This window comes from Sinomonas sp., assembly GCF_051955515.1.
Taxonomy (GTDB): domain Bacteria; phylum Actinomycetota; class Actinomycetes; order Actinomycetales; family Micrococcaceae; genus Sinomonas.
Genome location: NZ_JBQCGQ010000234.1, coordinates 1 through 20,663 on the forward strand (window position 1 = coordinate 1; position 20,663 = coordinate 20,663).

Sequence of the window (20,663 nt, forward strand, 5' to 3'; positions counted from 1 at the left end):
CGAGGACGCGCTGCTGAAGCGGGTGGTTCGGCTCGAGGTAGCTCCCGCGGCCCCAGCCGTTGACCGAGCACGCCCAGAGGAAGGCGGCGTGCTTCCCGGAGCAGTTGTGGGCCAGGCGCCGCTTGCCGATCTCCGTGCGCACGAGCCAGGCGCGTGCCTCCTCGTCCCGCGGCCACGCGGGCGGGCACTGGAGGTCCGCCTCCCGCACGCCAGCGGCTTTCAGCATCCCCTCGACGACGTCCAGGTGATCGAGCGACCCCACGTGCGAGCCGCACGCGATCGCCACCTGCGAGCCCCGAAGCGGGACGCCGCTGCGCATCGATGCGAGCGCCTGAAGCGGCTTGAGCGCCGAGCGGGCGTAGACGGGGGTCCGAATGTCGCCGAGTTCGGTCACCACACTGCCGTCCCCGGCGAGCACAACGGCGGATCCGAGATGCCGGGACTCGACGAAGCCGCTGCGTTCGATCACAGCGAGTTCCACGGCGTCGTCCGCCGTGAAAGTTGCGTGGGTGGCCATGTGCGAAGTCTATGCTTCGCGTGCCGCGCATCGATGCAAGCAGCGCAGGCGGACCGATAACCTTGGGGGGTGAAGGTTCTCGTGATCGGCCCGGGCGGCCGCGAACACGCCATTGTCCGTTCCCTCCTGGCCGATCCCGCCGTCACCGAAGTGCACGCGGCACCCGGCAACGCGGGGATCGCCCAGGTTGTGCCGACCCACGCGATCGACGCGAACAGCCCCTCTGCCGTCACGCACCTCGCCCAGAAGCTCGAGGTGGATCTTGTGGTGATCGGCCCCGAGGCGCCGCTCGCCGCCGGCGTCGCGGACGCCGTGCGCGAGGCCGGCATCCCAGTTTTCGGCCCGGACAAGGCCGCGGCCCAGCTCGAGGCGTCCAAGGCGTTCGCGAAGCAGGTCATGGCGGAGGCCGGCGTTCCCACCGCCATGGCGCGGGTGGCGACGACGGCCGAGGAGGCCGCCGACGCGCTCGATTCCTTCGGCGCCCCCTACGTGGTGAAGGACGACGGGCTCGCCGCCGGGAAGGGCGTCGTGGTCACGGAGGACCGCGAGGCGGCGCTCGCCCACGCGCAGGCCTGCTTCGACGCCGGCGGCAGCGTGGTGATCGAGGAATTCCTGGACGGCCCCGAGGTCTCCCTCTTCGTCCTGAGCGACGGCCAGATGGTGGTCCCGCTCTCCCCGGCGCAGGACTTCAAGCGCATCTTCGACAACGACGAGGGCCCGAACACGGGCGGCATGGGCGCCTACACGCCCCTCGACTGGGCACCGGAGGGCCTCGTGGACGAGGTGGTGCGGCGGGTCGCCCAGCCCACGATCGACGAGATGGCCAAGCGCGGCACTCCCTTCGTCGGCGTCCTCTACTGCGGCCTCGCGCTCACGTCCCGAGGCACAAGGGTCATCGAGTTCAACGCCCGGTTCGGTGACCCCGAAACGCAGGCCGTCCTCGCGCGACTCAAGACACCGCTCGGCGGGATCCTCCTCGCTGCCGCCAAGGGTCATCTGGACGACGTGGACGAGCTGCGCTGGTCGCCCGAGTCCGCGGTCGCCGTCGTGCTCGCCTCCGAGAACTATCCCGACAAGCCACGCACGGGCGATCGCATCCGGGGCCTGAAGAAGGCGGCCGCGGTCGAGGGCACGCACGTCCTCCACGCGGGCACAAAGCTCGACGACGGCCATGTGGTGAGCGCGGGCGGCCGCGTTCTCGCCGTGGTCGCGCTCGGCGAGGACCTGCAGGAGGCTCGCGAGCGCGCGTACGAGGGAATCGGCCTCATTCGTCTGGACGGCGGCCAGTACCGCAAGGACATCGCGGCGAAGGCCGCGCGCGGCGAGATTCGGGTGCCCGAGCGCGCCGGGAAGGCAGGAGTCTGATGACGGAGACCCGCGGTTTCCAGACGGAGGCGCCGCTCCTCGAGGGCTGGCGGCACATTTACTCGGGCAAGGTCCGCGACCTGTACGAGCCCATCGAAGGCGCTGTCCTTTCACATCCTGAGGACGTGGTCCTGGTCGTCGCCAGCGATCGCATCAGCGCCTACGACCACGTCCTCTCCAGCACCATCCCGGACAAGGGACGCATCCTGACTCAGCTGAGCCTATGGTGGTTCGACCAGCTCAACGTGCCGAATCACGTGGTCGGCTGGACGGTCGACGACGGCGTCCCCGCCGAGGTCGTGGGCCGCGCCATGATCTGCCGTCGCCTCGAGATGTACCCGGTCGAGTGCATTGCGCGTGGCTACCTCACGGGCTCCGGCCTCGCCGAGTACCGCGAGAGCGGCACGGTCTGCGAGATCCCCCTGCCCGATGGCCTCGTCGACGGGTCACGCCTGCCCGAGGCGATCTTCACCCCTTCGGCCAAGGCCGAGGTCGGCGAGCACGACGAGAACATCACCTACGAGGACGTCACCGGCATGGTGGGCGACGACGCCGCCGCCCAGCTGCGCAGCCTCACCCTCGAGATCTACCGCGAGGCGGAGCGGATCGCCCGCGAACGGGGGATCATCCTCGCGGACACGAAGGTCGAGTTCGGGCTGGATCCGGTCACGGGCCTCATCACCCTTGGCGACGAGGTGCTCACGCCGGACTCGTCCCGCTTCTGGGACGCCGCAACGTGGGAGCCCGGCAAGGCCCAGCCATCGTTCGACAAGCAGTTCGTCCGCGATTGGCTCACCTCGCCGGCGTCCGGATGGGACCGTCACTCCGATCAGGAGCCCCCGACCCTTCCGGAGGACGTCGTCGAGCGCACGCGCGCCCGCTATGTGGAGGCGTTCGAGCGGCTCACGGGGCGCGCGTTCGAGGCCTGAGCCTTCGGGCCCTGAGCCTTCGGGTGCGGCCAGCGCTGCCTACCCCGGCGGGGCCGGCTTCTCCTCGGGATGCCCGGCCCGCTGCTGCGCGAGCCGGATCTCGAGGATCGCGTCCATGGTCTGCTGGACTTTCTCCGAGGCGCCCGCGTAGCTGAACTGCTCGCGCGCGTCCTTGAGGAGCTCGAGTGCCTCGTCGTTCCGGCCGAGGGCCTTGAGCGCGCGGCCGTACAGCAGGGCCACTTCCCCGGCGGTGTGCCGGCCGAGGACCTTCTTCTCCGCGTGGATCTCCTTGAGCTTCTCGATCGCTTCGGGGAGTTCGCCGTTGAGGTACAGCCAGCGGGCGCGGATGAACGCCACCTCGAGCTGCTCGGGCCGGCTCCCCCCGACGATGGAGAGGGCCAGCTCAGCCCGCTCGATCGCGGCGAGGGTCTCCGGCTCGACGATCCCGCCGGACAGGCGCACCGCGGCGGAAGCCTTGTTGAACCGGGCCCAGAGCTCGATGTCGTTCGCGGGGGAGAGGAGCTTCGCGGCCCGCTCGTGGTGCTTGACGCCCTCTTCGTAGTCGGCGCGCATGAACGCGACGTTCCCGATGACCCACTCGACCTCGCCCGACAGCTGGCCCATGGACTCCTCGTCCACGAGGGAGCCGAGGATCTTGCAGTAGTCCCAGGCCTCGTCCAGCCGGCCGCTCTCCGCGAGGGCGCCGATGAGCGCACGGAGCGCTCCGATGTAGATGGTGGAGCCGGCGGGGAGTTGGGCCCCGAGGCGCACCGCTTCGCGGGCATGTTCGACGGCGGTCCCGAGCTGGCCGAGGCCGTGGCATACGGCGGCGAGCATCTGGTGGGCACGGACGGCGAGGCCGTCTGACTCGGCGATGATGGGGTGTTCGAGGAGATGCTGGACGATCCGCTGGCACTCGGCGAGCTGGCCCTGCTTCATGAGGCACTCGGCCTGCATGTACGTCATGTTCCACCATGCGCTATTGTTTTTCGCCTCGAGGGCGAACTGCGCGGCAGTGGCTGCATGGCTCGCGGCTTGGGCGTAGTCGCGCATGTCCCACGCCTGCCGTGCGTACAGGCCGGCAAGGACGTATTCGGCGTCATTGGCCGTAACAGGCTGGCTCCAGGCCTCGAGGGCCTTCGGTGCGAGTTCAAGCCGGCGGGCCAACTCCTGGATGACTTCCGGAGTCGGCTCCCGGCGGCCAGTTTCGAGGAGGGAGATGTAGCTCGGAGAGTAGAGATCCTTGCCCAATTCCGCCTGGGTCAGCCCACGCTCGAGGCGCTCGGCCCGCAACTTCTCGCCGAATCCGCTCCCCACAACTTCCTCCTCGACAGAGCACCCCGGTCTGCAACTTGGGGTAAGGCGATACCCTAGCGGCTTGACACCTGCTGTGGATCTTATTTTACTTGGTGTGTCAATCACGACAAAGCACGCTCTGCCCGATTGCACCCGCTACAACATAAGGACATGACATGCTCAAGAAGTTGACCGCGTCACTCGCCCTCGTTGGCGCTCTGGCGCTGGGAGGCGTTTCTGTTGCCCCGACGGCCATTGGAAACTGGCCTGACCCCATGAAGACCACGGCGATCGGCAACTGGCCCGACCCGATGAAGTCCACTGCTATCGGCAATTGGCCTGATCCCATGAAGGCTACTGCGATCGGCAACTGGCCCGACCCGATGAAGTCGACCTTCTGATCTGACTTATCCAGGAGAGCGAGCGACTGCCCGAGGCAGGCAGCAACGTTCGCGTCTCCGACATGATCCGCGCTAGCGGGTCCAGAGATAGTGCAGGGGAGCCCCGCCCGTCACCTCGACGGGCGGGGCTCTTCGTGGTCCCCGGGGCGCACTTCCGCAATTGTTGGTTTTTTGCGAGTTTTGGGTGCGCGAACCCGCAGAAAAGCGACAATTCCGCGAGGGGGAGGGGCAATAAAAAAGTGCCCCAGCATTTCCGCCCGAGCACTTTTTGTGGTCGGGATGACAGGATTTGAACCTGCGACCGCCTGCCGATACGGCGCAAGGCGACGGAGCCGTCGTCGTGGACAGCGGTGACGGTCCAGCGGTTGCCGGTGCGGACCCAGCCGCACCCGGCGCACAGACGGCGGTCGTTGCGGCGGGTGATGACCGTGTCGCCGGCCGCGGTGCGGGTGCCGTCCTGCGGTCGGACCTCGCGCGGGCCGTTCACGGTGCCGTCGAGGATCAGGTCCGTGCGTGCCCGAGCGCTCAGGGCAATCACGGATTCGGTGAAGTCGGCGACCAGCACCGTGGCCTTCCCGCCGTGCTGGTCGGCGCGCCGGGCGGCGTAGGCGGCGACGACCATCGCCTCCGTGCCGCCGCCGAGGATGCGGCTGTGCTCGATGTAGGTGTCGATGACCTTCGTCTGCCCGTGGCGCAGACCGAGGGAGGCGGTTTTCTCCCACGGGTCCGTGACCCTGCGAACGTCGACCAGCTCGGGGACATCGTCTCGGTCATGGACGAGCATCGCGAACGCGCCTCCGGCATCGATCGACTGGAGCTGTGCGTAGTCGCCCACCAGGAGGACCTTCGCCCCGGCCTCGGCCGCCAGCGCCGTGATGCAGTCCACGGAGAAGGTGCCGGCGAGGGAGGCCTCGTCGAGGATCACGAGCTGACCCGCGTGAAAGCTCGCGCCATTGCGCTCGTGGGGGTCCCACCACTCCGCCGTGTTCTCGGTGACGATGCCGAGGTCACCAGCCAGAACTCGGCCGCGACAGCGGAGGGGGCGAGGCCGAGGGGGCCGTGGCTGTGCTCGGCCTCCCACGCCCGGCGCAGCGCGTTTATCGCGGTCGTCTTGCCCGCCCGGCCGGACCAACGAGCACATCGACGATGCGCCCGGAGACGGCGACCTTCGCCAGCGCCGCGGCCTGGTCGTCGCCAAGGATCCGGCCCTCCCGGTCGGACCGGCCAGTGATCTTCTTGACCGTCACCACGGGCAGGGTGGGGCCGGTGGTCGTGCAGGCGCGTTCGAGGAGGCGGTCTTCGGCCGCCAGCAGGGCCTCGGAGGTGAACACGGTCGAGTGCTTCGGCCGGAACACCGAGGATCCGTCCGGGCGCCGGAACGCGGCGGGGCTAGGTGCGAGGTCGGGCGGGGTCAGCCGCAGCGACGTGGCCTCGGCGGCGTCCACGACCAGCCCGACGACGGCCTCCCGGTCCTCGGCTGTGGCGAACCTAAAGCCCCTCGTCTGCCGGGCGGTACACGTAGGGGCATCCGTAACGGAGACGTGGCCTTTGCAGGCGCCGAAGAGTTTGCATTCGCAACCCCCGTTCCGCATGATGCACGCCCGAGGACCTCGAGCGCCGCCTGGACGATGAGCTCCCTCGCCGGCTGGCGGGAGGGTGGGGAATCACGCTCAACGGGACGCGAGGCCACGGCGGCGGCTTGGGCGCGGGAGCTCGAAGGGCAGGCGCCCCTCGGGGGAAACGGTCCCCGTGAGCGCGTGGAACGCGGCCGCGTCCGACGCGCCGTAGACGGCGGCGATCGCTGCGCAATGCGGCTCGGGCGGGATCAGCACCGCGGACCGGTCCAGGTGCGGGATGACAACGACGGGGCGGCCCCGGCGAGCTTCCGCACCCTCTCGACCGTCTCGCCGTCGAACTCGAGTCTTCCGGCGTGGAAACTCGCCTCAAGCATATAGTGGGCCCGGGGCCCGGGGCCCGGGGCCCGTAGGGAGCCGAGAGGCTGACGACGGCGGCGTCGGCGTCCTCGGGCCGTTCCACGGGCCGCAGGCCAACAGTGCGACGGCGGCGGGTCCATCTCCTCGGAGTAGATCCTCGTTCCGAACCTCAGGGGAGCGCTAGGCACTTCCCGATGGCGGCGCCTGCATTTCTTCAATACGGTCATCGAGCGGGACTGTGCACGGCGGTCGCCCCCAATGTACTCCGGTCGCCCCATGCGCACCTCGGTGCCTGCTCCTCGTCCGCATAGGGGGTTGTCGAAGAGGCCCAGCCTTGAACTTGACCTTGAGCAGACGCCGCGCGGAGGGGCCGATCCGCTCTTCCGGAAGGCGACCGCTCCAGACCAGATTAACGACGATCTCCCCGCGCACTTCTCCCGGCCGAACTGATCGCGGCCGGCCTCGTTGACCTTCAGGACACGGTCCTCGACTGAGAGGTGCTCAACGCCCTACGCCCGCGGGGGAAGCTGCTTGCCGTGGAGACGCGACTCCGTGATGAGGCCCCAGTCCGTGCAGACCGCGCTGCCGTAGCCGAGCATCTCGCGCAGGAGGCCGGTGACGAAGAGGTAGCTGACGCCGCTGGCCTCCTGGGTCTCCACAACGAAGTCCAGGGCGCCGGCTTGAGTCGTGAGACCGCCAAGATATGGCGCCTGGGTGATGTTCATGTCTCTTCCTAGAAGTCGGTGGTGGTGGGACCGGCACCGCAGACAGGCGGCGCCTTGGATCTTCATTTTTCAAGAAGGGAAACTGACACCTGGGATGTCAGCGACAAGTCGTCTGCTGGATCTAGCCCCCAACCGGAGGGACGAAGGTCTCGTACACGCTGTGGTCGTCAGGTTGGTAGGCGCGGTCGGCGCATTCCCTCACGGCGGCCGCAAGCCAATCACGAATGGGCCTGTATCGCGGATCCTCGGCGAGGTTTGTGCGTTCGAGCGGATCGGCAAGGGAATCTGCCAGGAATAGGTCGGCCTCGTCCGGCTCTGCTGTCCGCCCATCGATCCGGGTCGTCATGTCGAGGCGATAGCGGCGCGTCCGCGCGCAGAAGCGCTGCGGCCAGCCTCCGCCGTGATGACCTGTTCCGATTCCCCGGTTCGGGAAGGCACGGCTCTGCGCCGCGCCATAGCCGATCGCGCTGAGGATGATCTCTGGTGCTGGGTCCGCGAACAGGTCGCGGCCGCCCATCTGCGGAGGCGAGTCGATGCCGCAGGCGCCGAGGATGGTCCGTGCGAGGTCGGTGCCGTCTGCGAGGTCGGCTCGTCTGGTGCCGGGGACGTCGCGGCGCGGATCGACGACGATGAGCGGGACCCGATGGCTCTGCGGGGCGAAGGTGTGTTTGCCGTAGGCGCCGTCCTCGCCGAGGTGGGCTCCGTGGTCTGAGGTGAGGACGACGACGGTCGAACCTGCGAGCCCGAGCCGCTCGAGGGCGCCGATCAGCTGGCCGACTTGGTCGTCGAGCCAGGCGACTGCCCCGTGGTACGCGACTTGGGCGCGCTGGAAGTCGGACGGGTCCATGTCATGGCCCCCGTTGACCTCGGCGAACCGCGTCTCGAATCTGCTCGTTCCGTCGGCGAAGGCCGGGGCAGCGGCAAAGTCGACGTGCTCGTAGCGGCTCGCCCAGGGCTCCGGGACGATGACCGGGGTGTGGGGTTGAAGGTAGGAGGCGCGGACGAGGAACGGTTCGTCGACTTCCGACATGGCCTCGATGGCTCGCCGTGTGATCGCTTCCGGTGGATAGTCCCTGTCCTCTGGCCAGGTTCCTGCCACTGCGAAGCCCATGCCGGGCGTGCGGATGATCTCCCCGCCCGCATCCCGCACGCCCTGCACGAGCTCCCGCATGGACGATCCCGCGGGATCCTGCGACTGCCAAGGGGAGAGGGCAGGTGGAAGATGCTCTTTGCCGAAGTCCCGCGTGGACCAGCCCGCCGACGCGAGAACCTCGGGGAACGTGACCAGATCGGGCGCGATCGCGTGGGCCTGGTCCCCGTGCGCTTCGTTGCCCCACACGCCGGTCTCGTCCGGTCTGCGGCCCGTGACGAGGCTGGTCCTCGCAGGCACGCAGACCGGCGAGGCAGTGTAGCTGGATTCGAAGAGCACGCCGGCTTCTGCAAGTCTGTCCATGTTGGGCGTCTGGATTTCCGGGTGGGCGTTGCCGTAGGCGCTGATCGCGTCGGCCCGGAGTTCGTCGCACATGATCCAGAGGACATTGGGTTTCATCGGGCCGCCGGCTCTCCTAGTGCAACCAGTTCCTCGTGGAGGCTCTTCAGGTCATCAGCGCTGATGCTCGGCATCATGACGGCAAGCTGCCATGGCGAGAGGTTCGCGTTGCGCTTGAGGAACATGGTCGCCACCACGAACGGGAGGCGTTGGAGGACGACGGCGCGGCTCGCCTCGTCGTCGAGCAGTTCGCGGATCGGGGTGAGGACTCCGCGCCCCGGGGAGGCGAAGCTCTCCGCCGCCCCGGGAAGCAGCTGGCTTGTGGCGACTTTGGGCCAGAGCTTCCTCACCTGTTGGTGCTCGGGTCCTACTGGTCCCTCCGGCGGGAGACCGAGGCGCTCGAACTGCGAGACCGGGGCCTCGTTGAGCCGCATCTGCTCGACGAGGAGGCCCATCATGCGCAGTTCGAGCTCGTCGTCGACGAGTGGACTCACCTGCTGCGGGTCGTTCTCGAGGTCGAAGAGGAGACAGCCGAAGGAGTGCGGATTGCCCATCCCCTGGCCTGTGAGCTCGAGGAGCGGGGCGTTCTTGGTGAAGCCGAATGGCGGAGCGAGCTTCGCGCCCTCGAGCTCCCGGGGAGCATAGCGGCTGTTCATGTGCGTTGGCATGAGTGTGTAGTCGAAGAGCGGGCGATTGTCCGGCCGGTCGCAGGTGCGCATGTAGACGTACCGGCCGTCGGTGACGTTGACGTGGCCGCCGAAGCTGCCGAAGAGCCCCGCCTCGCGAACTCTCACGTCCGTGGCTACGGTCGCGGCGAGGTCGTGCCCTTGCACATCAGCTGGGATGGGGACGCCGAAGAAGTTCAGCAGCGTGGGGGCGACGTCGATGGTCTGGACGAGCACTTCGCGGCGCTGGTCCTGGATGCGGCTTCTCGGATCCCAGACGAAGAGCGGCGTGTGGATGTTCTCCTCGTACCACGGCTGGATGTTCTTGCCCCACCAGCCGTGCTCGCCGAGCAGGAGCCCGTGGTCGGTCATGACGATGAGCAGCGTGTCGTCCCAGAGGCGGTGCTCGTCCATGGCGTCGAGGATGCGGCCGAGGGACGCATCGCACATCGTGAGGAGGGCGCCGTATTCGCGGCGAGCGTGGTCAACGGCGGCATCATCCTCGATCACCCGCCGGTAATCGGGCCAGTCGAAGTGCTGGCCCTCGTAGCCGTGGAGGTAATGCTGCTTGTGCTCGGCGTAGCTGAGGAAGGGCTCGTGGGGGTCGAAGCACTCGATCTGCAGCATCCAGTTGTCGGAGGCGCTGTTAGTGCGCATGAACTCGAGCCCCGCATTGACGGTCTTGGTCTGCGGGTGGTCTTCCACGCGGCTCATGTACTGTCGGTTGACCCAGTCGTGGCGCCACGCGGCGTTGTCCCGCCAGCTCACTGACGCGGGGATCTCCGGGGCAGTGACTACGCCCTTCCAGTGGTCTCCCTCCTGCCCCCGGAAGAACTCGAAGGAATTGAACCGGTAGTGGTAGGTGGCCCCGCCGTCTTCCCAGTAGTGCTGGTGGTCCGTGACCAGATGTGTGTAGACGCCGTGCTCGCCCAGGAGTTCGGGAGCCGAGTCGTCGAAGGGCTCAAGTGGACCCCAAGAGCGGTGGAGGAAGTTGTACCGGCCGGTGTGCAGCTCGCGTCGGGCGGGCATGCACGGCATGCTTCCGCCGTAGCACGTGTCGAAAGTGGCAGTCCTCCGCCCGAGACGCTGGAAGTTCGGAAGATGCGTCCAGTCGCAGCCGTAATTGGGAAGGTAGGCCCGGTTGAGGGTGTCGAACAGGACGACGATGGCCTTCATGGAGTCCTTAGGTGGTGAGGGCGGCAGTCCGGAAGCCGCAGTTGCCGCTCGAGGATTCGGGGGTGTTCGAGGTGCGCGCCGCGACCCGGTAGCGGTTGCAGTACGACTCGTGGCACAGATACGAGCCTCCGCGCATGACCCGGCCGGCCCCGATGGTGGGGCCCATGGGGTTGTCCCTCGGCGCGTTGCGGTAGTACTTGAGCTGGAACCAGTCGTTGCACCATTCCCAGACGTTCCCGGCCACTTCGTACAGCCCGTAGCGGTTCGGAGCGAAGGCCTTCACCGGGGCAGTGCCGAGGAAGCCGTCGTCCTGAGTGTTGTGGGTGGGGAACGTGCCCTGCCAGATATTGCAGCGGTGCTCGCCCCCGGGGGTGAGGTCGTCGCCCCAGGCGTAGCGCTTCCCGGCGAGCCCGCCGCGCGCTGCGTACTCCCATTCGGCCTCGGTGGGCAGGCGGCGACCGGCCCAGGCGCAGTACGCCTGGGCGTCGTTCCACGAGACATGAACGACCGGGTGATCCGGCACATCCGTCCAGGACGACGACGGCCCGGCCGGGTGCGCCCAATCCGCGCCCTTGACGTTGAGCCACCAAGGTGCGCCGACGGCGCGGCCGAGGACGTCGGCTTGACGGGCTTTCACCAGGAGATGGAAGACGGCTGAGGTCCCATACACTTCGGCCTCTGTGCGGTAGTCAGTGGTGTCAACGAAGCTCGCGAACTGCGTGGTGGTGACCTGGGTCGCATCGATCCGGAAGCCGTCCACGCGCACGGGGTGAACGGGGGTCTCGCCGTCGGAGGCATACCCTTCGCCGAACGCGTCGCCCATGAGGAACTCGCCGCCGGGGACGGGGACCTCCTCATGACGGGCTGAGTAAAGTGCGAAGACCGTCGTCGGACTCTCCTGCACTGCCAGCGGCGGCTGGTGCACCGCGCGCGGCGCGGCGCAGCAGCTGGGACCGTGTTCCATGAGTTCTCGTGCTTCTCTTACTCGTTCTGTGACTGGATCAGGGTCTGGAGGCGCCGCTCGGTCGCCTCCAGCCAAGCGATGAGGTTCGAGACCATGTAGTGGCCCCGATCCTGCTGCATGAGCCACCACTCCTTCTGCCAATGCAGCTCGGTGGGGGAGGCCTCGGCTTGGGTGAACACTGGATCGAAAGTCCTGTCGAACTCGATCTCGGCCCGCTTGCGGTACTCGAGTTCTATTTGGACCAGCTCGAGGGCCTTCTCAGGCCGCGTGCTGCCGGCGAACCGGAGCCTGACCTGGAAATCCGGATCGAGCGGCCTGCGGGAGGGCACGTAGGGGGAGTCGATCCATTCCTCGAACTTGGTGCGGCCCTCCTCGGTGATCCGATAGAGCTTTGCATCGGGCCCCGAGTCGCGCTGATCGAGGATCGGCTTGGCCCATTCCCATTCGACGAACTTTCCGAGCTGCCGGTAGATCTGCGACGTCCGTGCGGAGTACCCCACCCAGGGACCGTGCCCTTCAAGCCATTTCCAGACGTCGTAGCCGGTGCGATCCCCGCTGGAGAGCAGCCCCAAGAGGATGACGTCGAGCCGGGCCAGTGTCACTTTTCCCTCCCTTGCACGCTCTTCGGGAGCGTCACTGAGGAGGATACGTGCTGCCGCCGTCATTCTGAGGTGCTCATCATGGCCTCGAACCGTCGCCGCATGCGGGCACGGTCCTCCTGCGAGATGGGCTGCTGGGCGTGCCAGGAGACGTGGGTGGCTCCATTCTGGGGGTGCAGTCGCTCCATCAGGTCCTCCGCGAGATGCGCGCGGCCGGTGTTCCGGAGGTGTTCGGCGTAGACCTCCGGTTGGTTGTATAGGGTGGGTCCGACCTGCAGTGCGCCCTGCATCGGGTCGGGGAGGGCGCCGGGGGATCCGGCGTAGAGCCCGAGCCATTCGAAGAGATGAGATCGCATTTGGGCGGCGAGGTCCGGCTCGATGTCGATGAGGTTGTGCGTCAGGAACGGGTCCTCGGTGACGTTGTACAGCGATTCCAGCTCGGCTCGGAAGCAGCCTGGGTGGTAGGTGCGGATGTAGAGGTGGTCTCGTGTGCGGACGGCACGCTGGTAGGTGTGGGCGCCATGTCCCCAGACCAGATAGGGCCGCGACTCGATCTCTCCGCCGCGGACGCCTTGCGCGTAGGAGGTGCCCTGCCAGTTCTCGGGCTTCTCGAGGCCCAGGAGGTCCAGGATCGTCGGGGCGTAGTCGATGTTGTACAGGAGCGCATCGTTGTGGGTCCCGGCGACCCCGGCTTGGTCGGTGATGCCGGGCCAGTGGACGATCATGGGCAGGCGGTGGACGGGCTCGGAGGCCAGGCCGTGCTCGGCGTAGAGGCCGAGCTCGCCGAATGATTCCCCGTGGTCAGAGGAGACAACGATCGCCACCTCGTCGGCCAGGCCCATCGCCTCGATCTGACGGCGCAGGCGGCCGAACTCGTGGTCGAAGAAGTGGATGGCGCCGTCGTAGCCGTTGATGAGGTGTTCGAAGTCGGCGCGGGTGCGGATCTCATCCGGCATGTTGTGCGGAACGCGGGACTTCCGGGGAGCCCCCGTGTAGTGGAGGTCGAGCGCGCTGCGGGGGCCGTACACCTCGGCGTGGGCGTCGATCGCCTCCTGGTCCGGCCACGTGGGGGCCGGGCCAGAGGCGGCGGCCTTTGCCGTCCATTCCTCGTCCTGGAGGTAGTCGGTGTGCGGGTCCCAGTAGGTCAGGTGCAGGTACCAGTTCTCGGTGTCCCGGTGCCGCTTGATCCAGTCGAGGGCGGCGTCGGTGATCATGTCCGCGGGCTCATCGCCCATGTCGGGCGTGACCTGCACGTTCTCGCGGAAGTTGCCCATGAAGTAGTAGGCACGGTGCCGCTCGGCGAAGGAGGATACGGCCGCGCACGTGTAGCCAGCCGCGTTGAGCGCCTGGCCCAGGAGCGGACGCGTCGGGTGCGGGGCGTGGCCCGCGTCGAGGCGGAAGCGGGCGTCGTCGCCGAAGTGCCCGATCACACCGTTCGTGATGCCGTGCTGGCCGCTCGTGAGGGCAGTGCGGGAGGGAAGGCACGGCGAATCGGAGCAGTAGTAGCGGTCGAACATGACGCTCGTGCGGGCCAGCTCATCAAGGTTCGGCGTGATGTTGCGGGCATAGCCGTACGGGCCGGTGTGGTCAGGACGCAGTGAATCGACGTCCACGTAGATGATCTTCATCGACCGTCTCCTGTATCTCGTGCAGTCTCCAGTGGGATGTATCACTAGTGGAACATCTGTTTCGGGAAAGAACAAGACCTCGGCCTCAGGAGCTATATGCAAAGTTTCATATCTACCTCTTGTGCTCGCGGTCACACCGTGCCATTCTCGAAAGAGCTGTTCATCGCGGAACAGACGGCAGGCGGTGCTAGCGGCCCGCAGCTGCCGCAGATGAAAGGACGTAATGATGCGTTTGAAGAAGACCGGCCTTGCCGCGGCCTGTGTCCTCGGCTTGGCGCTTGCCGGCTGCTCAGGCGGAACGAGCAGCGGTGGTGCCCAGACCCAGAAGAACATCACCCTCGGCAACGTCCTCGCCCCGGCTACGTTCGAAGCGCGGAACTTCAACTGGGGAAACCAGTCCGTCTACGCCCAGGCCGTCTACGACTCGCTCGTGAAGATCGCTCCGAGCGGACATGACATCCAGCCGTCGTTGGCCACCTCGTGGGAGTACAACGCGGACAAGACGGTGCTCACCATGAAGCTGCGCGACGACGTGACGTTCAGCGACGGGACTGCCTTCACCGCCGACGTCGCTGCCCAGAATCTCCTCCGCTTCCGTGACGGAACCTCGCCGCAGAAGCCGAAGGTTGCGGACATGGTCGACGCGAAGGCCCAGGACAAGACGACCCTCGTCATCACCCTCAAGCAGGCCAACCCGGCGTTCCTCATCTACCTCGGCCAAGCGGCAGGCCTCATGGAGAGCCCTGCCGAATTCGGCAAGTCCGACGCCCAGACGAAGCCCGTCGGATCCGGCCCATACACCCTGAACCCGAGCAAGACGGTCGTGGGAACGTCCTACGTCTTCGACAAGAACCCGAAGTACTGGGACGCGAAGAACGTCCACTACGACACGCTGACCATCAACGTCTACACAGACTCCACCTCGGAGCTCAATGCGCTGCGCGGCAAGCAGCTCAACGCTGCCGCGATCAATGACCCGACGATCGTCTCCCAGGTCGAAGGCGCGGGCTTCACGGCGAACGGCCAGAACCTGAACTTCGCCGGCCTCCTGCTCTTCGATCGGTCGGGCAAGACGAATCCAGCACTCGGCAACGTCAAGGTGCGCCAGGCGATCAACTACGCGATCGATGCGGACGCGATGCTCAAAGCGGTTGCGCAGGGGCGTGGCGTCCCGACGCGGCAGGTCTTCCCGGAATCGTCCGCCGGCTATGACGCGTCGCTCAACTCCGTCTACAAGTTCGATCCGGCGAAGGCGAAGCAGCTGCTGGCCGAGGCGGGCTACGCAAATGGCCTCGAGCTCACCATCCCGACCTCGCCCGGCTTCCCGAAGTCCCTGTGGCCGCTGCTCCAGCAGCAGCTCGGCGACGTCGGAATCAAGACCAAGTTCGTTGACACCGGGCAGAATCTCATTGCGGACCTGCAGAGCCAGAAGTACGGTCTCTCTTACTTCACGCTCCAGCGCGACGCCAACGACTGGATGCTGATCAGCAACATGATCGCCCCGAACGGTACGTGGAACACGTTCAAGTACGCCGACCCGAAGGTCAGCGCTCTGATGGAGAAGATCCGGACCGGGAGCGACGCGGACAAGAACGCTGCGGTGAAGGAGCTCAACCAATACATCGTGGACCAGGCCTGGTTCGATCCTTGGTATTCGCAGACGAACTATTTCGCCACGGACAGCAAGACCGCTGTTGACCTGAACCAGGGCAACGCCTGGCCGAATCTCTGGGACATCAAGCCCAAGGCCTGAGCGGCCGGGGCGGATCGAGGGAATAGAGATGCTTGGTTTCATTGTGCGCAGGCTGGCCAGCGGGGTCGTGCTGCTGGCAGCGATCAGCGTGGTCGGTTTCAACCTGCTGTATTTGGGCGGGGGCGATATCGCCCGGAAGATTTTGGGGGAGAGCGCCGATCAAGCCACCGTGGCGGCGAAGGCCCATGAGCTGGGCTTGGACCAGCCCCTGTACGCGCAGTTCGGCGCCTGGGTGGGCCACGCCTTCGGCGGGGACTTCGGGTCCTCGTGGTTCAGCGGCCAGCCGGTCACCGAAGCGATCACCTCGCGTCTGGCGGTGACGCTGTCGCTGGTGACCGGGGCGATCGTGCTGATCGCGGTCGTCTCGGTGATCCTCGGGGTGCTCGCCGCGACCCGACGGGGGTGGATCGACCGGCTCGCGCAGTTCCTGGCCGTGGTGGGGCATGCCATCCCGGGGTTCCTCTTCGCCGTCGGGCTGGTGCTGGTGTTCGCCCTGACCCTGCACTGGTTCGATCCCACCGGGTACGTGCCCTTCACCGACTCCCCGATCGACTGGGGCAAGACAGTGACCCTGCCGGTGATCGCCCTGGCCTTGGGCGGGATCGCGAACGTGACCCAGCAGATCCGCGGCTCGGTCATCGACGCGCTGCGCAACGACTACGTGCGCACGCTGCGCTCCCGCGGCCTGCCGGCTTGGAGGGTGGTGCTCAAGCACGTGCTCCGCAACGCCGCCGGCCCCGCCCTGGCCGTGCTCGGAGTCCACTTCGTGGGCCTGCTCGGCGGAGCAGTGATCGTGGAGCAGGTCTTCGCGATCCCCGGCCTCGGGCAGGTGGCCGTGCAGGCCACCACCCAGGGCGACATCCCGCTGGTGATGGGCCTGCTGGTCGCCACGGGGATCATCGTGATCGTCTTCAACCTCCTCGTCGACCTGGCCCAAGGCTGGCTCAACCCGAAAGTTCGCCTGTCATGACCGCACAGCTGCACGCACCCGATCCTGAGCTCGCCGTCCCCACCGCCCCCGCGGCCGCAGCGCACCCACCCCTGGCGCGGCGCATGCTGCGCAACCCGCTCGCAGTGGCCTCTCTGGCCTTCTTGGCCCTGATCATCCTGGGCGCGGTCTTCGCGCAGCTGATCGCCCGGCATGACCCAACGCACGCCAACATCTCCGACTTGCTCCAGCCTCCCGGGGGGGACTACCCGCTCGGCACGGACGGCGCCGGGCGGGACGTGTTCTCCCGGCTGCTGTTCGGTGCCCAGTTCAGCCTCGCCGGGGCCCTGGTGGCCCTCGTCGTGGCAATGGTCCTGGGCGTGGTCGGAGGCCTGCTGGCCGGGTACTTCGGCAAGTGGATCGATGCCGTCTCGACCTGGGTGATCTCGCTGCTGATGGCCCTTCCCGGCATCATCGTCCTCTTGGCCGCGCGCGCCGTCGTCGGCCCCTCGCTGTGGGCCTCGATGGTGATCTTCGGGGTCATCCTGTGCCCGTCGTTCTTCCGCCTCGTCTACGCCTCGGTGACCGCTGTGCGCAACGAGCTCTACGTGGACGCAGCCCGGGTCGCCGGCCTGTCGGATTCCCGGATCATCGCCCGTCACATCCTCACGGTGGTGCGGGCACCCATTGTGATCCAGTCCGCGATCGTGGGCGGGGTCGCCCTGGCCATCCAGTCCGGCCTCGAATTCCTCGGCCTGGGGGATATCAACGTCCCCACGTGGGGCCAGATGCTCTCCGACGGGTTCCAGAACCTCTACACCAATCCGCTGCTGATCGTCTGGCCCGCCACCGCGATCGGGCTGACCCTCATCGCGCTGACGCTGCTTGCCAACGCCCTGCGCGACGAGCTCGAGCGCGCCACGGGGACGCGAGCCCGCCGCCGTCCCAAGGCTGGCAAGAGCGCTAGGAAGGGCACGACGGCGGCACCTGTCCCCTCGGGCGAGGAGGCGATCAGGCACGACGACGGCGCTCCCGGCGAGGCGGTTATCGAGGTCAAGAACCTCTCGGTCGCCTACCCCTCCCACGGGGGCGGGACGAAGACCGTGGTGCACGACGTCTCCCTCATGGTCGCGAGGGGCGAGGTCCATGGCCTGGTTGGCGAGTCCGGGTCCGGGAAGACCCAGACCGCCTGGTCCGTGCTGCGCCTGCTGCCCGAAGGCGGGCACATCGCGGGAGGCTCGATCGTCTTCGACGGCAAGGACCTGGCCGCGCTGAGCGAGCGGGAGATGGAGAAGCTTCGCGGGCGCCGCATCGCCTATATCCCGCAGGAGCCGATGTCCAACCTCGACCCGTCCTTCACCATCGGCTCCCAGCTCGTCGAACCCATGCGCGTGTGCCTGGGCATCTCTAAGAAGGAGGCCACCGAGCGGGCCCTGAGGCTACTGGCGAGGGTGGGCATCCCCGACCCGCGACGCACCTTCGACTCCTACCCGCACCAGGTATCCGGTGGCATGGCCCAACGCGTCCTGATCGCCGGGGCGGTCTCGTGCGAGCCCGACCTCCTGATCGCCGACGAGCCCACCACGGCGCTGGACGTCACGGTGCAAGCCGAGGTCCTCGACCTCCTGCGAGACCTCCAGAGCGAGTTCCGCATGGCCGTCATCCTCGTCACGCACAACTTCGGCGTCGTCGCAGACCTGTGCGACAGGGTCTCGGTCATGCGCCTGGGAAGGATCGTGGAGACCGGGCCGGCCCGCGCCATCTTCAAGGACCCCCAGCATCCGTACACCCGCGAGCTCCTCGGCGCGATCCTCTCCGAGGCCGAGCCCCGCGGACCCCTCGCACTTGCCGTTCAGAAGGAGGCCCTGCGATGAACCAGCCGCTCCTGGACATCCAGAACGTCACCGTTGAATACGCCGCCCGCGGGTTCCGAGCCAAGCCGTTCCGCGCTCTGCACGAGGTCTCCCTCGACGTGCACCGCGGTGAATGCGTCGGACTGGTCGGCGAGTCCGGCTCGGGCAAGACTACCCTCGGGCGGGCCGTGCTCGGCCTCGCGCCCGTCACCGGCGGGAAGGTCCTCTTCCGAGGAGAGGACATCGCTCACGCCGACCGGGCGAAGCGCCGCGAGCTCGCCGCAGACCTCCAGGTCGTCTTCCAGGACCCGTATACCTCCCTGAACCCGGCCCTGACGATCGAGCAGATCCTCGCCGAGCCCCTCACCGTCCGCAAGACCCCCCGCCCGGAGGCCCAGCAGCGTATCAGGGACCTGTTCGAGATGGTCCGCCTCCCCGCCAACGCCGGCACCCGCCTGCCGCGGGAGTTCTCCGGAGGCCAGCGCCAGCGCGTCGCTATCGCCCGCGCCTTGGCCCTGAAACCGGCCTTGATCGTGTGCGACGAGCCCGTCTCCGCCCTGGACCTCTCCACCCAGGCCCGCGTCCTGGAGCTGTTCAAGGATATCCAGGAGCAGACCGGCGTCGCGTACCTGTTCGTCTCCCACGACCTCGAGGTCGTCCGCCACATCAGCCACCGCGTCGCGGTCATGTACCACGGGGAGATCGTCGAATTCGGCGACGGAGACCAGGTCACGGCCCGCCCCCGGCACCCCTACACCCAGAAGCTCTTCTTCGCCGCCCCCATCGCCGACCCCGACGCCCAGGCCCAGCGCCGCGAGGAACGCCATCGCGTCCTCGCCACGCAGAGCTCCTGACCCGTCCTTTCATCACAGAGGAGAAGTCCTTGACGAACATCCTGCTCATCACGGCTGACGATATGGATGGGAACACTCCGGGTTCCTTCGGGGGGCCGGGGGATGCGACGCCTCATCTTGATCGGCTGGCGGCGGAGGGCATGGTGTTCCGGCGGGGCCACGTTCCCGCGGCGGTGTGCCAGCCGAGCCGCTCGGCACTCATGACGGGCCTGTGGCCGCACCGGAACGGCGCCGAGGGGTTCGAGCCGATCGATGAGGGGATCGGGGTCATCAACGATCTGCTCAAGGACAAGGGCTATCTGACCGGCATCCTAGGCAAGGTCCAGCATCTCCAGCCGGTGGAGCGTTTCGGCTGGGACATGGCCGTGGACATGGGCGAGCTGGGCATGGGCCGGAACCCCGAGAGGTACTTGGCGGCAGCGGAGGAGTTCCTCGCCCGCGCCGCCGGCGAACGCCGCCCGTGGTTCCTGATGGCGAACGCCCACGACCCGCATCGGCCGTTCCACGGCAGCGAGGCCGAGCGGGAGTTCTGGCCGGAGGAGAAGCGCGCCCTTTACCCCGCGCCGTCGAAGGTCTTCACGGCCGACGACGTCAAGGTCCCCGGGTTCCTTCCCGATCTGCCCGCCGTGCGTACCGAATACGCCGAATACCTCAGCTCCGCCCGGCGCTGCGACGATGTGGTGGGCAGGCTCCTGGACGCGCTGGAGCGCTCCGGGACGGCGGAGGACACGCTGGTGGTCTTCCTCTCGGACAACGGCATGGCGTTCCCCTTCGCGAAGGCCAACTGCTACCTGCGCAGCACGCTGACCCCGCTGATCGTGCGCTGGCCGGGTGTGACCAGGGCCGGGTCGGAGAACGTGGACGACTTCGTGAACATGCTCGACCTCTTCCCGACCTTCTGCGACGCAGCGGGAGTCGCCGTTCCGGACGGCCTGGACGGGCTGTCCATCGCGCCGCTGCTGCGCAGCGTGCGCGAGGAGGGCCGGGACAGGGTCTTCACGGTGTTCCATGAGACTTCGGCGAAGAACCGTTACGAGATGCGCTGCGTCCAGGACGGACGCTACGGCTACATCTGGAACGCGTGGGCCGACGGCGAGGCGACCTACAAGGCCGAGAACATGTGGGGCCTGACGTGGAACGCGATGCTCGAGGCCGCCGAGAGTGACTCCTCGGTCAAGGCCCGCTCCGACTTCTACCTCGCCCGCTCTCCCGAGGAGCTCTACGACCTCACCACCGACCCCGACTGCCTCCACAACCTCACGGGGAGCCCGGAATTCGCAGACACCCTCGCCGAGAAGAGGACCACTCTGGCCGACTGGATGAAAGAAACGGGGGACCCCCTCCGCGATGCCTACGAGGGCAAGCTCGAGGAAGCCTCAGCGTGAAGCGGCCGAATATCGTCTGGATCTCGACGCACGACATCAACCCGGATCTGGGGTGCTATGCGGGGGTGTGGCCGGGGGCGGAGTACGCGGTGACGCCGAACCTGGACCGGCTCGCGGCCGAGGGGGCCCGGTTCGACGCCGCGTTTGCGGCGGCGCCGGTGTGCGCGCCGGCGCGGTCGGCGATCATGACGGGGTGCTTCCC

The 20,663-nt window shown here is 67.5% G+C and carries 20 protein-coding genes; 9 read left to right on the forward strand and 11 right to left on the reverse strand.

The features are described 5' to 3' along the window. Positions 1–517, reverse strand: a 517-nt coding sequence (locus ACTHL9_RS13865; RefSeq protein ID WP_440519878.1) for an asparaginase, incomplete at its 3' end; no start/stop codon positions are given. Between the two features lie 69 nt (positions 518–586). Here ACTHL9_RS13865 and purD point away from each other — a divergent pair. Together purD and ACTHL9_RS13875 are read left to right on the forward strand one after the other, a co-directional pair. Continuing rightward, entirely contained in the window at positions 587–1,882 is a 1,296-nt protein-coding gene (gene purD / locus ACTHL9_RS13870; protein WP_440519879.1) for a phosphoribosylamine--glycine ligase, read from the forward strand. Continuing rightward, positions 1,882–2,811 (forward strand): phosphoribosylaminoimidazolesuccinocarboxamide synthase, encoded by a 930-nt coding sequence (locus ACTHL9_RS13875; protein WP_440519880.1) that lies wholly within the window; start codon positions 1,882–1,884, stop codon positions 2,809–2,811. Before purD ends, ACTHL9_RS13875 begins: the two co-directional genes overlap by 1 nt. Before the next feature lie 39 nt (positions 2,812–2,850). Here ACTHL9_RS13875 and ACTHL9_RS13880 read toward each other — a convergent pair whose 3' ends face one another. Then, entirely contained in the window at positions 2,851–4,128 is a 1,278-nt protein-coding gene (locus ACTHL9_RS13880) for a helix-turn-helix domain-containing protein (RefSeq protein ID WP_138414523.1), read from the reverse strand. A gap of 155 nt (positions 4,129–4,283) precedes the next feature. Here ACTHL9_RS13880 and ACTHL9_RS13885 point away from each other — a divergent pair, with 155 nt between their 5' ends. Next, the gene (locus ACTHL9_RS13885; protein WP_138414524.1) at positions 4,284–4,508 is read left to right on the forward strand and encodes a hypothetical protein; all 225 of its coding nucleotides are present in this window, start codon (positions 4,284–4,286) and stop codon (positions 4,506–4,508) included. On the opposite strand, the gene ACTHL9_RS13890 is transcribed toward ACTHL9_RS13885, so the two are convergent. The 9 genes from ACTHL9_RS13890 to ACTHL9_RS13930 all read right to left on the reverse strand — a co-directional run bounded on the left by ACTHL9_RS13890 (position 4,462) and on the right by ACTHL9_RS13930 (position 13,688). Beyond that, positions 4,462–5,649 (reverse strand): AAA family ATPase, encoded by a 1,188-nt coding sequence (locus tag ACTHL9_RS13890; protein ID WP_440519881.1) that lies wholly within the window; start codon positions 5,647–5,649, stop codon positions 4,462–4,464. The genes ACTHL9_RS13885 and ACTHL9_RS13890 overlap by 47 nt on opposite strands. Next, positions 5,606–5,953: a hypothetical protein gene (locus tag ACTHL9_RS13895; RefSeq protein ID WP_440519882.1), complete on the reverse strand. Its 348-nt coding sequence runs from the start codon at positions 5,951–5,953 to the stop codon at positions 5,606–5,608. Before ACTHL9_RS13895 ends, ACTHL9_RS13890 begins: the two co-directional genes overlap by 44 nt. Before the next feature lie 225 nt (positions 5,954–6,178). Further along, positions 6,179–6,340, reverse strand: a complete 162-nt coding sequence (locus ACTHL9_RS13900; RefSeq protein ID WP_440519883.1) for a hypothetical protein — start codon at positions 6,338–6,340, stop codon at positions 6,179–6,181. A gap of 611 nt (positions 6,341–6,951) precedes the next feature. Beyond that, positions 6,952–7,167: a hypothetical protein gene (locus ACTHL9_RS13905; protein ID WP_440519884.1), complete on the reverse strand. Its 216-nt coding sequence runs from the start codon at positions 7,165–7,167 to the stop codon at positions 6,952–6,954. 121 nt (positions 7,168–7,288) lie between these two features. Further along, positions 7,289–8,716 (reverse strand): sulfatase-like hydrolase/transferase, encoded by a 1,428-nt coding sequence (locus ACTHL9_RS13910; protein WP_440519885.1) that lies wholly within the window; start codon positions 8,714–8,716, stop codon positions 7,289–7,291. Next, positions 8,713–10,497 (reverse strand): sulfatase, encoded by a 1,785-nt coding sequence (locus ACTHL9_RS13915; protein WP_440519886.1) that lies wholly within the window; start codon positions 10,495–10,497, stop codon positions 8,713–8,715. The genes ACTHL9_RS13910 and ACTHL9_RS13915 overlap by 4 nt, the downstream gene beginning before the upstream one ends. 7 nt (positions 10,498–10,504) lie before the next feature. Continuing rightward, positions 10,505–11,461 carry a formylglycine-generating enzyme family protein gene (locus ACTHL9_RS13920; RefSeq protein WP_440519887.1) on the reverse strand — a complete coding sequence of 319 codons (957 nt, stop codon included), beginning with the start codon at positions 11,459–11,461 and terminating at the stop codon, positions 10,505–10,507. Positions 11,462–11,478: 17 nt separating this feature from the next. Continuing rightward, on the reverse strand, positions 11,479–12,063 hold the full coding sequence (locus ACTHL9_RS13925; RefSeq protein ID WP_440519888.1) for a PadR family transcriptional regulator: 585 nt from the start codon (positions 12,061–12,063) through the stop codon (positions 11,479–11,481). Positions 12,064–12,122: 59 nt separating this feature from the next. Next, complete coding sequence (locus ACTHL9_RS13930) at positions 12,123–13,688, reverse strand: sulfatase family protein (protein WP_440519889.1); 1,566 nt, start codon at positions 13,686–13,688, stop codon at positions 12,123–12,125. 226 nt (positions 13,689–13,914) lie between these two features. Here ACTHL9_RS13930 and ACTHL9_RS13935 point away from each other — a divergent pair, with 226 nt between their 5' ends. The 6 genes from ACTHL9_RS13935 to ACTHL9_RS13960 all read left to right on the forward strand — a co-directional run. Next, a complete protein-coding gene (locus ACTHL9_RS13935) occupies positions 13,915–15,441 on the forward strand; it encodes an ABC transporter substrate-binding protein (protein WP_440519890.1) in 1,527 nt (508 codons plus the stop codon). A 28-nt stretch (positions 15,442–15,469) separates the two neighbouring features. Next, positions 15,470–16,411 (forward strand): ABC transporter permease, encoded by a 942-nt coding sequence (locus ACTHL9_RS13940; protein ID WP_440519891.1) that lies wholly within the window; start codon positions 15,470–15,472, stop codon positions 16,409–16,411. Next, positions 16,408–18,243, forward strand: coding sequence for a dipeptide/oligopeptide/nickel ABC transporter permease/ATP-binding protein (locus tag ACTHL9_RS13945; protein ID WP_440519892.1), 1,836 nt, complete (start codon positions 16,408–16,410; stop codon positions 18,241–18,243). Before ACTHL9_RS13940 ends, ACTHL9_RS13945 begins: the two co-directional genes overlap by 4 nt. Further along, on the forward strand, positions 18,240–19,076 hold the full coding sequence (locus tag ACTHL9_RS13950) for an ATP-binding cassette domain-containing protein (RefSeq protein ID WP_440519893.1): 837 nt from the start codon (positions 18,240–18,242) through the stop codon (positions 19,074–19,076). Before ACTHL9_RS13945 ends, ACTHL9_RS13950 begins: the two co-directional genes overlap by 4 nt. Before the next feature lie 29 nt (positions 19,077–19,105). Further along, positions 19,106–20,461 (forward strand): sulfatase family protein, encoded by a 1,356-nt coding sequence (locus tag ACTHL9_RS13955; protein WP_440519894.1) that lies wholly within the window; start codon positions 19,106–19,108, stop codon positions 20,459–20,461. Continuing rightward, positions 20,458–20,663 (forward strand): sulfatase-like hydrolase/transferase (locus ACTHL9_RS13960; RefSeq protein ID WP_440519895.1); only part of this gene is annotated, 206 nt, incomplete at its 3' end. The genes ACTHL9_RS13955 and ACTHL9_RS13960, both read left to right, overlap by 4 nt.